This is a genomic window from Streptomyces sp. NPDC002926 (assembly GCF_053591755.1).
The window spans coordinates 326,624-338,565 of sequence record NZ_JBSFUK010000003.1; the positions used below are offsets into that span (position 1 = coordinate 326,624).

The 11,942-nt window shown below is 70.3% G+C and carries 11 protein-coding genes and 1 pseudogene; 5 read left to right on the plus strand and 7 right to left on the minus strand.

The window, feature by feature from the left end; all coding sequences use genetic code 11:
- Positions 1 to 36: 36 nt before the first annotated feature.
- Positions 37 to 654, minus strand: a complete 618-nt coding sequence (locus ACWDZ6_RS07860; RefSeq protein WP_451502155.1) for a dihydrofolate reductase family protein — start codon at positions 652 to 654, stop codon at positions 37 to 39.
- Between the two features lie 98 nt (positions 655 to 752).
- Positions 753 to 836: pseudogene (locus ACWDZ6_RS07865) on the minus strand (AIM24 family protein); the annotation flags it as partial.
- 147 nt (positions 837 to 983) lie between these two features.
- Here ACWDZ6_RS07865 and ACWDZ6_RS07870 point away from each other — a divergent pair.
- Positions 984 to 1,712 carry an SDR family NAD(P)-dependent oxidoreductase gene (locus ACWDZ6_RS07870; protein ID WP_451502156.1) on the plus strand — a complete coding sequence of 243 codons (729 nt, stop codon included), beginning with the start codon at positions 984 to 986 and terminating at the stop codon, positions 1,710 to 1,712.
- Positions 1,713 to 1,971: 259 nt separating this feature from the next.
- Here the strand turns inward: ACWDZ6_RS07870 and alc are convergent, their stop codons facing one another.
- Together alc and allB are read right to left on the minus strand one after the other, a co-directional pair.
- Positions 1,972 to 3,087: an allantoicase gene (alc, locus tag ACWDZ6_RS07875; protein WP_451502340.1), complete on the minus strand. Its 1,116-nt coding sequence runs from the start codon at positions 3,085 to 3,087 to the stop codon at positions 1,972 to 1,974.
- Complete coding sequence (gene allB / locus ACWDZ6_RS07880; protein WP_451502341.1) at positions 3,087 to 4,430, minus strand: allantoinase AllB; 1,344 nt, start codon at positions 4,428 to 4,430, stop codon at positions 3,087 to 3,089. The genes alc and allB overlap by 1 nt, the downstream gene beginning before the upstream one ends.
- 325 nt (positions 4,431 to 4,755) lie before the next feature.
- On the opposite strand from allB, the gene ACWDZ6_RS07885 reads away from it, so the two are divergent.
- Positions 4,756 to 5,556, plus strand: a complete 801-nt coding sequence (locus ACWDZ6_RS07885; protein ID WP_366735648.1) for an IclR family transcriptional regulator — start codon at positions 4,756 to 4,758, stop codon at positions 5,554 to 5,556.
- A gap of 68 nt (positions 5,557 to 5,624) precedes the next feature.
- Here ACWDZ6_RS07885 and ACWDZ6_RS07890 read toward each other — a convergent pair whose 3' ends face one another.
- The gene (locus tag ACWDZ6_RS07890) at positions 5,625 to 6,197 is read right to left on the minus strand and encodes a TetR/AcrR family transcriptional regulator (protein ID WP_451502157.1); all 573 of its coding nucleotides are present in this window, start codon (positions 6,195 to 6,197) and stop codon (positions 5,625 to 5,627) included.
- Positions 6,198 to 6,289: 92 nt separating this feature from the next.
- Here ACWDZ6_RS07890 and ACWDZ6_RS07895 point away from each other — a divergent pair, with 92 nt between their 5' ends.
- Entirely contained in the window at positions 6,290 to 6,709 is a 420-nt protein-coding gene (locus tag ACWDZ6_RS07895) for a DUF1348 family protein (RefSeq protein ID WP_451502158.1), read from the plus strand.
- Positions 6,710 to 6,763: 54 nt separating this feature from the next.
- Here ACWDZ6_RS07895 and ACWDZ6_RS07900 read toward each other — a convergent pair whose 3' ends face one another.
- Together ACWDZ6_RS07900 and ACWDZ6_RS07905 are read right to left on the minus strand one after the other, a co-directional pair.
- Positions 6,764 to 7,087 (minus strand): DUF5955 family protein, encoded by a 324-nt coding sequence (locus ACWDZ6_RS07900; RefSeq protein ID WP_451502159.1) that lies wholly within the window; start codon positions 7,085 to 7,087, stop codon positions 6,764 to 6,766.
- A gap of 117 nt (positions 7,088 to 7,204) precedes the next feature.
- On the minus strand, positions 7,205 to 9,106 hold the full coding sequence (locus ACWDZ6_RS07905) for a serine/threonine-protein kinase (RefSeq protein WP_451502160.1): 1,902 nt from the start codon (positions 9,104 to 9,106) through the stop codon (positions 7,205 to 7,207).
- 166 nt (positions 9,107 to 9,272) lie between these two features.
- Between ACWDZ6_RS07905 and ACWDZ6_RS07910 the strand changes: the two genes are divergently transcribed.
- A complete protein-coding gene (locus ACWDZ6_RS07910; RefSeq protein WP_451502161.1) occupies positions 9,273 to 9,878 on the plus strand; it encodes a nucleotidyltransferase family protein in 606 nt (201 codons plus the stop codon).
- 216 nt (positions 9,879 to 10,094) lie between these two features.
- Positions 10,095 to 11,717, plus strand: coding sequence for a malate synthase A (gene aceB, locus ACWDZ6_RS07915; RefSeq protein ID WP_389181175.1), 1,623 nt, complete (start codon positions 10,095 to 10,097; stop codon positions 11,715 to 11,717).
- Positions 11,718 to 11,942 lie beyond the last annotated feature (225 nt).

Sequence of the window (11,942 nt, forward strand, 5' to 3'; positions counted from 1 at the left end):
CACCGTACCCGGGTGGACCCGTGAGTGCTACACGCTTTATTGGTCCTCGTATGTGCCGTACTCGGGGCGGCCCGCCAGCTCGTACGTGTGGATGGCCACGCCCGTGCCCGTGACTCGCGCCCCGACGTGCCGGAACGCGGTCGGTACCGCGCCGTTGGCGAAGAGACGGCGGCCCGTGCCCAGGACGACGGGGAAGAGGAGCAGATGAAACGTGTCGATCAGGTCGTGGGCCATGAGGAAGTGGGCAAGGCTGCCGCTGCCGTGCACCTGAAGCTCGCCGTCCGTGCTCTCCTTGAGCGCCGCGACCTCCTTCGCGAGGTCACCGTCGATGACGGTGGAGCCGGCCCAGTCGGCCTTTTCGAGGGTACGCGAGGCGACGTACTTCGGCAGGGAGTTGAGCCGCGACGCGATCGGGTTGCCGGGGTCGGTCACCTTGGGCCAGTAGCTCGCGAAGATCTCGTACGTACGGCGGCCGAGCAGGAAGGCGCCCGCCCGTTCGAAGACCTCCGTCACGAACCGGCCGAAGTCGTCGTCGCCGTACGGCACGGACCAGCCGCCGAGCTCGAAGCCGCCGCTGGGGTCCTCGTTCGGTCCGCCGGGGGCCTGCATGACGCCGTCGAGAGTGACAAAGGTGGTGATGGAGAGCTGTCCCATGGCAAGTGCCTGCTTCCTGTGTGCGGTGTTCCGTTCAAAGGCTCAGACCCTGCCCGCGCCGGGAATTCATCGGTCGGCCGGCGGGGCCGGGGAGCCTGACCGGCGTCGGTGGAGAAGAGCCCGCCCATCGGGCCCTGCCTGTCACGGCCCTGGGCCTTCTTCAGGGCGGTGGCGAGGCCCTCGTGGGAGACGACAGTCGGCTGCATGGCGGTGCCGAGGATCTCTTCTGAAGGGTCACACCGGGATTCAACGTCCGTTTGCCGCCAGCACCGAGGAAGCAGGGCCGCTTTCCTTGAGGTCGTAACCACCACTGACAAAAGGGGTACGGGATGTCCAGGACGGCTCTGGTGACCGGTGGCAGTCGCGGCATGGGGGCGGCGATCGCCCTGCGGCTCGCGCGGGAGGGCGTCGATGTGGCCATCACGTACGTGCGCGGCGAGGGCGCCGCCCAGGCGGTGGTCCGCAAGATCGAGGCGACGGGGCAGCGGGGTCTCGCGCTGCGGGCGGACGCGGCGGACGCCGAGGCACCCGGCGCGGCCGTCGCCCGGGCCGCGGACCGGCTCGGGCGGCTCGACATCCTGGTCAACAACGCGGGCGTCGGCGTACTCGGCCCCATCGGGCAACTGTCCGCAAGCGATGTGGACCAGGTGCTCGATGTGAATGTACGAGCGGTGTTCCTCGCCGCGCAGGCGGCGGCTGCCCGGATGGAACGCGGTGGGCGGATCGTCTCCATCGGCAGTTGCATGGCACAGCACGTGCCGGGTCCCGGCGGCACGCTCTACGCGATGAGCAAGTCCGCGCTGACCGGCCTGACCAAGGCTCTGGCCCGGGAGCTCGGCGGGCGCGGCATCACGGCGAACCTGGTCCACCCGGGCCCGATCGACACGGACATGAACCCGGCCGACGGCCCGTACGCCGAGCCGCAGAAGGCGGACACGGCGCTGGGCCGTTTCGGCAGCGCGGAGGAAGTGGCGTCCCTGGTTGCGTACTTGGCGAGCGACGAGGCGGCGTACATCACGGGCGCGGAACTGTCGGTGGACGGCGGCCACGCGGCGTGACGGGGGCTCGGCCCCAGGCCCGCGTACACCCTGCGGCCGTGTCCTCAATCGCCGGACGGGCTGACTCCCCCACCCGTCCGGCCGGAACTTCAATCTCACCCTGCGGAAAGCAAGCCCCGCCGGAAATGAGGCGCGGGATCCCGGGCGGAAATCAAGCCCCGCCGGATATGAGGCGCAGGGCCCGGGGCGGAAATCAAGCCCCGCCGGCGATTGAGGCGCGGGGTCCGGGGCGGCGCCCCGGTTCAGGGAAGGACCCGGCTCAGCCCCCCAGTTCCTGGTGGCGCGCCGCCAGGCGGTTCGCGCCCTCCTCCGTCAGGGAGCCGAAGAGACGCAGGCGCGATATGCCGCCGTCGGGGTAGATGTCCACCCGGACATGGGTGCCCACCGCCGGCGCACCCAGGACGAAGCGGTGATTCGTGTCCGGCTGGAGACGCGTACGCGGGAGGATCTCCGCCCACTCCCCCGCATCGCCGTCGCGGAGCGAAACCGCCGCCCACCCCGCGCTGTTGCCCTTCAGATACGCCGTGTCGATCTCCACCGCGCGGATCTCGGCCTGCTCCACCAACTGGTAGCGGATCCAGTCGTTGCCCTTGTCCCGGCGGCGGCGGGTCTCCCAGCCGTCGTCCATCTTGCGGGAGCGGCCCGGCTGGATGGTGTTGGTGGCCGGGGAGTAGAAGCGGTCGGAGGCGTCCTCGACACCGCCGCCGTTCTCCAGCGCCACGAGGTCGAAGGTGCCCAGCACGCCGAGCCACGCCGGGTCGGGCGCGACCTCGCCGTAGACCCGCAGGCGGGCGATGCCGCCGTCGGGGTGCTGGTTGACACGCAGGTGTGTGAAGCGTTGCTCCACGTCGACCGCGAACCCGTTCGCCGCGTGGCCGCCGACGGCGGTACGGGGGACGAGCACCGTCCACTTCACGTCGTCGGCCAGGAGCTCCTCGGGCGAGGGTGAACCGGAGACCGCCGCGGCCTCGACCGACACCGCCTGCGGGTAGTTGCCACGGAAGTGGGCCGTGTCGATGACGATGCCGCGTACGACGCCGGGCGCACCGAGCCGTACCAGCGCCCAGTCGTGGTCCTCGTCGGTCGGGTGCGGCTGCGCGGCGCTCACACCGCGGCGACGGCGGGTCTCCCAGCCGTCCATGATCTTGCCCTTGTGGCCGAAGTGCTCCGGGTCGAACTCCGCGGCCCCGGGCTTCAGCATGTTCTCGCGCTCGGCGAAGAACTCGTCATTGGCGGCGATGACGCCCGCGCCGAGCCGCCGGTCGGCGAGGTCGGCGTGGTGCGCGAAGGGAAAGTCGGCCGTGCGGTAGTCGGCGTACGGGTCGCCGCCTGCGAACGGGTCGGCGTCACCGGTGAAAGAAGGAATGGACACGATCAGATATTCCTTTCGAGCAGCCGGCCGGTCGGCTCGGCCAGGGTGCCGTTCTCCACGATGCGTTCGCCGCGCAGCCACGTCGACCTGACGACTCCGTGCAGGGTCTTGCCGGCGTACGCCGTGACCTGATTGCGGTGGTGGAGCTCGGCCGGGTCGACGGTGAAGGTCTCGTCGGGCGCGAGGACCGCGAAGTCCGCGTCACGGCCCGCCTCGATGGCGCCCTTCTGGCTCAGGCCTGCGAGCTCTGCCGGAGCCGCCGACATCCAGCGGACGACGTCCTCGAGTGTGCGGCCGCGTTTGCGGGCCTCGGTCCAGATCGCCGAGAGGCCCAGCTGGAGCGAGGAGATGCCGCCCCAGGCGGACGCGAAGTCCTGGGTCTTCAGATCGGTGGTGCAGGGCGAGTGGTCGGAGACGATGCAGTCGATCGTCCCGTCCGCCAGGCCCTCCCACAGCGCGTCCTGGTTCGCTGCCTCGCGGATGGGCGGACAGCATTTGAACTCCGTTGCCCCGTCGGGTACTTCCTCCGCCGTGAGGGTGAGGAAGTGCGGGCAGGACTCGACCGAGATCCTCACGCCCCGCCGCTTGGCGGCCGCGATCATCGGCAGCGCGTCGGAGGAGGACAGGTGCAGTACATGCACCTGGGCGCCCCGCCGCTCGGCCTGCGCGATCAGGCCTTCGATCGCGGTGTTCTCGGCGTCGCGCGGCCGGGAGGCGAGGAAGTCGGCGTACTTCGGCCCGGACTCCTGCGGCGCGGCGGCGAGGTGGTGCGGGTCCTCGGCATGCACGATGAGCAGCCCGCCGAAGCCGGCGATCTCGGCCATGGAACGGGCGAGCTGCTCCTGGTCGAGCTCGGGGAACTCCTCCACGCCCGACGGTGACAGAAAGCTCTTGAAGCCGAAGACTCCGGCGTCGTGCAGCGGCCGCAGGTCCTTCACATTGGACGGGATCGCGCCGCCCCAGAAGCCGACGTCGATGTGCGCCTTGCTGCGGGCCACCTCCCGCTTGGCGGCGAGGTTCTCGACCGTGGTGGTCGGCGGGAGGGAGTTCAGGGGCATGTCCAGCAGGGTGGTTATACCGCCGGCCGCTGCCGCGCGGGTGGCCGTCCAGAAGCCCTCCCACTCGGTGCGGCCGGGGTCGTTCACATGGACATGGGTGTCGACGAGGCCGGGGAGCACGACATCGTCCCCGAAGTCCTCCAGTCGGGCCCCGGAAGGCACCTCGGCGTCGTACGGCAGTACCGCCACGATCTTTCCGGCGGCGACGGTGACCGATGCGGCCCGGGTCCCCTCCGGGGTGATGACGCGCGTCGAGCGCAGTACCAGGTTCACGTCCCTGTCGGACACCCGTACCCTCACGTCCCTTCTGTACAGCGAAGCCATGCCGTGAAATTCAACGAACTGTTGAAGAAGTCTTCACTCCGGAGTCCGGTCCGTCAAGACCCACCCGCTCCGCGCCGGGTACTTGACAGTTTCCACAACGCGAAACCGGGATTTCGCGAAGCAGAAGGTAGATTTGACGGAAGAGACCGGCGGAAGATCTCCGTAGGTGACCGCCGAGGCAGGGACAAACCGGCCCTGACCGGCGAAGACGCCTTGACGAGAGCGATGTGCCGGGCAGAGGCGCCCGGTAGGCTGCTGACTTGCCCGCCTGCCCGAAAGGACCGTTGACGTGCCGACGTCCAGCGCCAGCACCACCGACGCCGCCAAGACCGCTTCCAGCGGTGGCGTGCAGTCCCTGGAGCGCGCCTTCGACCTGCTCGAGAGAATGGCCGACGCCGGCGGCGAGGTCGGGCTGAGCGAGCTCTCCGCCAGCAGCGGCCTGCCGCTGCCCACGATCCACCGTCTCATGCGGACACTGGTGGACTGCGGTTATGTACGCCAGCAGCCCAATCGCCGCTATGCGCTCGGCCCCCGGCTGATCCGCCTGGGCGAGTCCGCCTCCCGGCTGCTCGGCACCTGGGCCCGCCCCTACCTCGCCCGCCTGGTCGAGGAGACCGGCGAGACGGCGAACATGGCGCTGCTCGACGGCGACGAGATCGTGTATGTCGCACAGGTGCCGTCCAAGCACTCCATGCGCATGTTCACCGAGGTCGGCCGCCGCGTTCTGCCGCACTCGACGGGTGTGGGCAAGGCGCTGCTCGCGCACACCCCGCCGGAGGAGGTACGGGCCCTGCTCGCCCGGACCGGCATGCCTGCCGCCACCGAGAAGACGATCACGACGCCCGACGCCTTCCTCGACGCGCTCGAGCAGGTACGGCGCACGGGCTACGCGGTGGACGACAACGAGCAGGAGATCGGGGTCCGCTGCCTCGCCGTCCCGGTGCCCAACTCTCCGACGGCGGCGGCGGTCTCGATCTCGGGCCCGGCGGGCAGGGTCACCGAGGCGGCCACGGAGAAGATCGTCCCGATCCTTCAGGAGGTCGCCCAGGACCTCTCGGTGGCGCTCGCGAGCACGGCGGCACAGGGCTAGGCCCCTCGACGACTCACACGGAAGAACGCGACTGCGCCGGCGACCACGAGTCACCGGCGCAGTCGCGTTCACGGTGCCGGGACCTGCGAGCGATCCGCATCCAGCAGCAGGCGCGCCGCCTCCCGGGCCCGGCCTGCCGTCGCGCCGCCTCCGGAGATCGCGGCTGTCGTGATCGCACCCTCCACGAGCAGCAGAAGGGGCTCCGACAACCGGGCGGGGCGGCCCGCGGCGGCCACCAGCTCCGCCAGATACCGCCGCAGCGCGTCGATGTGATCGCGGGCCGCGGCGGCGACACCTTCCGAAGTGGCGCCCAGCTCTCCGAATGAGTTGACGAAGGCACAGCCCCGGAAGCCGGGCTCCTCGAACCACGACTCCAGCCAGTCGAAGACCGCCAGAATCTTGTTCTCCTGCGGGGGCCTGGCATCGACATAGCCCGCCAACGCCGCGCGCCACCGCCCGTCACGTCGGCGCAGATAGGCCTCCACCAGGCGCTCCTTGGAGGGGAAGAGCTGGTAGAGGCGTTTGAGGGACACCCCCGAGGCGCCGCGGATCTCATCCATGCCGACCGTCTGCAGCCCCCGCCCGTACAAGAGCGTCTCGGCTGCGTCGAGGACGCGGGCCTCGAGTGCTGCGGCTTCCATGCCAACCCCCGCCTTGCGTGAGAATCACCGTTCTCCTAGGCTACGGCACGGACGGGAGAACGCACGTTCTCCCGGTTTCGAAGGGGAGTGCCATGACCGCGAACAGGCCGCCGTTCCCGCCGTTCACCGCCGAGACCGCACTGCAGAAGGTCAGGGCGGCAGAGGACGCCTGGAACAGCCGTGACCCCGAGCGGGTCGTGCTCGGCTACACCGAGGACTCCGAGTGGCGCAATCGCGATGTGTTCCTGTGCGGGCGCGCGGAGATCGTGGAGTTCCTGCGCGACAAGTGGCAGTACGAGCTCGACTACCGGCTGCGCAAGGAGCTGTGGGCGTACACCGACAACCGCATCGCGGTCCGCTTCGAATACGAGTGGCGCAACGAGGACGACAGGTGGTTCCGCAGCTACGGCAACGAGAACTGGGAGTTCGACGAGCACGGTCTGATGCGACGCCGGTACGCGAGCATCAACGACTTCCCGATCGCCGCGGACGAACGCCGCATCGCGCTCTGAGAGTCGGGACTCAGGGGGCATCGAGGACGAACGGCGGCCGGACGGACCCCGCCCTCATGCGCGCCGCCGCGGCGGCACCCCGCCGAAGAGGTCGACCGCGTTCCGTACCTCCATCAGCGCCGGCGCCAGCGCGCTGACCGAGCCGATCGCGCCCGCGATCAGCAGAAGCGAGCGGCGCATACGCGGGATTTCCGGGGCACCGCCGGCCACCATCGCTGCCAGCACGGCCAGTTCGTCCTCGGCGATGCCGCGGTCAGGGAACTCCGCGGGATGACCGGCGAGTTCACGGTGGAGCCGGGAGACCGCAAGACGCAGCTCCGTCGCCCTCGGGTCCTCGCCGCTCCCGGTCACCCGCGTCTGCCCCACGCTCCGCAACAAAGTCTTCCCCTCGCACGTCGTTGTGCCGCCGGTGACCCAGGGGTGTCGGTCAGCCACCCTGGGTCGCGGGCCAGTTAACGCCATGCGACGCGGTGCGCGCCACTCCGCGGACGTAATTCAGGACGACGGCTGTACGGGGTAGAGGGCGCCGCGCCACACGGTCACGTCGAGGGTGACGAACCTGCTGGGATCCGATGCGGGCGACTGCCCCTGGTAGGTCACCAGGCCCACGTTCCCGGAGTTGGTCAGTACGCAGAACTTTGCGCCCTTGGAGAGGTTCTGGAGCTCGAGCCGGGCCGCGTACCGGGTCTCGGTGCGGCAGGTGTTCAGATCGGCGCTCTGACCGGTGCGCAGCAGAATCAGCTTCGCGTTCTCGACGTCCATCCAGCCGAGGTCCCAGTTGTACGAGAGATCGGCGTTGGAGGAGTCCTCCCCGACCGGCTTGACCGGCTCGTCGCCGAGCGTGATGTGGTAGTCGTCCACCACATTGAGGCCCGTGTAGGTCTTCGGCGTCGGGTCGGCCACCGGCTCCGCGGGCGGCGTGGACTGATCCTGCCCCGGTGCCTCCGACGAGGTGGCGTCCGCCTGCGGGGTCGCGTCCGGCGAGGCCTGGCCCTTGTCCTGGCCCTGCGACTGATTGTCCTTGCCCTTGTCCTTCTCCTTGCCGGACAGGGCGAAGTACACACCGCCGCCCGCCAGCGCGCCGAGCACCAGCGTGGCGACGACGGCGATGGCCAGATTGCGGGCGGTCTTCTTCTTGGGCGCGGCAGGTGCGGCGGGCGCGGCGACGGTCCCGTACGGCTGCACCGGCTGGTGGTGGTACTGCGGAGGCGCCGACTGGGTTTGCGGAGGGGCGGCCTGCGCGTGCGGGTAGCCGTACATCGGCGTCTGCGTCTGCGGCGGAGGGCCGAAGCCGGGCGGCGGAGTGGCCGGGGCGGAGGCCTCGGTGGGCGCGGGGACCGGCGGCGGGGTCGCCGGTGCGGCGCCGGGGGCCGGCGCCTGCATCGGTGCGGCTGCCTGGCTCGCCATCGGAGCGGCGGCGGGCGGAGCGGCGGCCGGCGGCTGCCCGGCCGACGGGGTCGCGGGCGGCGGGGTCGCGGGCGGCGCGGGGGCCGCCTTGCGCGTGGTGATCTCGGCGGCGACCGCACCCGGCAGCCACTCCTCCGGACGGCGCAGCACCGTTTCCGCGTTGGCGGTCTGGCAGATGGCGAGCAGGTCGGCGACCGACGGACGTGCCTCCGGGTCCTTGGCGAGGCAGCGGGTCACCAACTCGCGCAGTTGCTCGGGCAGTTCGGAGAGGTCCGGCTCCTCGTGCACGATCCGGTAGAGCACGCCGTGCGAGGTGCCCTCGCCGAAGGCCGGGCTGCCGGTCGCCGCGTACGCCGCGACCTGGCCGAGCGCGAAGATGTCGGTGGCCGGGGTGACATGGCTGCCTGCCGCCTGCTCCGGGGCCATGAAGGACGGGGTGCCGATGGTGACGCCGCTGCTGGTGAGCGAGGTCGCGTCGGCGGCCCGGGCGATGCCGAAGTCGATGACGCGCGGCCCGTCCGAGGCGAGCAGGACGTTCGCCGGCTTGAGGTCGCGGTGGACGATGCCCGCGCCGTGGATGATGTGCAGCGCCTCGGCGATTCCGGCGACCAGCAGCAGCACGGTCTCCACCGGCAGCTTGCCGTGCTCACTGACCGCGTCGGCGAGGGAGGGTCCGGGGACGTACGCCGTGGCGAGCCAGGGCTGCTCGGCATCGGCGTCGGCGTCGATGACCGGCGCGGTGTACAGGCCCTGCACGCGCTGCGCGGCCTGCACCTCCTGAGCGAAGCGGCGGCGGAATTCGGGGTCCTGACCGAAGTCCGGCCTGATCACCTTGATGGCGATGGGGCGGCCGCCCGGCGTGTACGAGAGGTAGACCTTGCCCATGCCGCCGGCGCCGAGGCGAGCGGCGATCCTGTACCCGGCGACGTTGTGCGGATCCTCTTCGCCCAACGGCTGGAAGACCGTTCTTCCGTGTGCGCGCCCACTCATCAACTCTCGTCCCCCATGGCGAACTTCGGTGTCGGAGGTGCACCTTATCCAAGGTCACCCCGCGCTCCCAACGTCAGACGACCCGAGCGGTACGGGCGGTTCCTGACCCGTGCGCGGACCCGAGCACCGCGCGGCGCTTCGCCCGCAAATGAGGTAAGGAGTCCTTATGGCACAACCACCGAAAGAACCGGCCGTCGCCGGATTGCTGCTCGCGGCGGGCGGCGGGCGGCGGCTGGGCGGACGCCCGAAGGCGCTGCTCGAGCACCGCGGCAGGCCGCTGGTCGAGCATGCGGTACGCGCGCTGCGCGAGGGCGGCTGTGGTCCGGTGCATGTGGTGCTCGGGGCGGCGGCCGACCGGGTACGGAAGGAGGCCGACCTCTCCGGCTGCGTACTGGTCGACAACCCCGAGTGGGAGGAGGGCATGGGCTCCTCGCTGCGAGCGGGACTGGAGTCGCTGGCGACCACGGCGGCGGACGCGGCGCTCGTCTCTCTCGTGGACCAGCCGGGAATCGGCGCGGCGGCGGTGGCCCGCGTCCGCGCCGCGTACCACTCCCGGGACTCGCTCGCGGCGGCGGCGTACAGGGGTGAGCGGGGGCACCCGGTCCTCTTCGGCGCGCACCGCTGGAAGGACATCGCGGCGAGCGCGGTCGGCGACCGCGGCGCACGCGCGTATCTGAAGGCGCACGAGTCCTCGCTCGCGCTGATCGAGTGCGGCGACATCGCCGAGGCGTACGACATCGACACGGCGGAGGATCTGGCACACCTTGAGTGAACGGCGTGGCACTCAGCGCCATGATCTGTCGACTCGGAGAATCTCGATATCAACAAACCATTGAACTTCCACCATGAGGAAACTACTATCCACTGGTCAGAAGCGCCCGACCCCCAGACGGCGCCCGCGACCGTACCTCGGCTCCTGCGGCACCGAGTGCCGTATCTGTACGCCCGGCGGCCGCCAGGCACCGCCCGCTGAAGGAAGTGACAGCTCATGTCCGCACCAGCGCCGTCCCCGCTGGCCATCGTCGAAGCCGAGCCCCTGCCCCGGCAGGAAGAGGTCCTGACCGACGAGGCCCTCGCCTTTGTGGCCGAGCTGCACCGGCGGTTCACACCGCGGCGTGATGAGCTGCTCGCCCGCCGCGGTGAGCGCCGTGCCGAGATCGCCCGCACGTCCACACTGGACTTCCTCCCCGAGACCGCCGCGATCCGCGCGGACGACTCCTGGAAAGTGGCCCCGGCCCCGGCGGCGCTCAACGACCGCCGCGTGGAGATCACCGGACCGACCGACCGCAAGATGACCATCAACGCCCTGAACTCGGGCGCCAAGGTCTGGCTCGCGGACTTCGAGGACGCCTCGGCTCCCACCTGGGAGAACGTTGTCCTCGGCCAGCTCAATCTGATCGACGCCTACGAGCGCCGGATCGACTTCACCGACCCGCGCTCCGGCAAGTCGTACGCCCTCAAGGCCGCCGACGAGCTCGCGACGGTCGTCATGCGCCCGCGCGGCTGGCACCTGGAGGAGCGTCACCTGCAGCTCGACGGCAGCCCGGTCCCGGGTGCGCTGGTCGACTTCGGCCTCTACTTCTTCCACAACGCCAAGCGTCTGATCGAGCTCGGCAAGGGCCCGTACTTCTACCTGCCGAAGACGGAGTCGCACCTGGAGGCCCGTCTCTGGAACGACATCTTCGTCTTCTCGCAGGAGTACGTCGGCATCCCGCAGGGCACCGTCCGCGCGACCGTCCTGATCGAGACGATCACCGCGGCGTACGAGATGGAGGAGATCCTCTACGAGCTCCGCGACCACGCGGCCGGCCTGAACGCGGGCCGCTGGGACTATCTCTTCTCGATCGTCAAGAACTTCCGTGACGGCGGCGCGAAGTTCGTGCTCCCGGACCGCAACGCGGTAACGATGACAGCGCCGTTCATGCGCGCGTACACCGAACTGCTGGTCCGCACCTGCCACAAGCGCGGAGCCCACGCCATCGGAGGCATGGCGGCCTTCATCCCGTCCCGCCGCGACGCCGAGGTCAACAAGGTCGCCTTCGAGAAGGTCAAGGCGGACAAGGACCGCGAGGCGGGCGACGGCTTCGACGGCTCCTGGGTCGCGCACCCGGACCTGGTCCCCATCGCGATGGCGTCGTTCGACGCGGTGCTGGGTTCCAGGCCCAACCAGAAGGACCGCCTCCGAGAGGACGTCTCGGTGGCGCCCGGCGACCTGATCGCCATCGACTCGCTGGACGCCAAGCCCACGTACGACGGTCTGCGCAACGCCGTCCAGGTCGGTACCCGTTACATCGAGGCGTGGCTACGCGGCCTCGGCGCGGTCGCGATCTTCAACCTCATGGAGGACGCGGCCACCGCGGAGATCTCCCGCTCCCAGATCTGGCAGTGGATCAACGCGGGCGTCGTCTTCGAGAACGGCGAGCTCGCCACCGCGGACCTGGTGCGCAAGGTCGCGGCGGAGGAACTGGCCGCGATCCGCGAGGAGATCGGCGAGGAGGCGTTCACGGCGGGCAACTGGCAGCAGGCGCACGATCTGCTGCTGAAGGTGGCGCTGGACGAGAACTACGAGGACTTCCTGACGCTGTCGGCGTACGAGCAGCTGGTCGGCTGACTTCGCGCCGGTCGTGGCACGGCGCCTCCGGTACCGCACGGCACCGGGGGCGTCGCGCTGTCACGAACTGCGCACGCCGTGCCTCTCGCGCGGAATCAGGGTGATCGCCGCAGATCAGATACGGTGAACGGGCGCTACGCGCCTTCCCTTTGGGATGGTGCACGACTCGCGGGCTTCGGAATGGCCGATGGGTGCCCCGGTAGGGGAGTTCCCTGCCATTCCGAC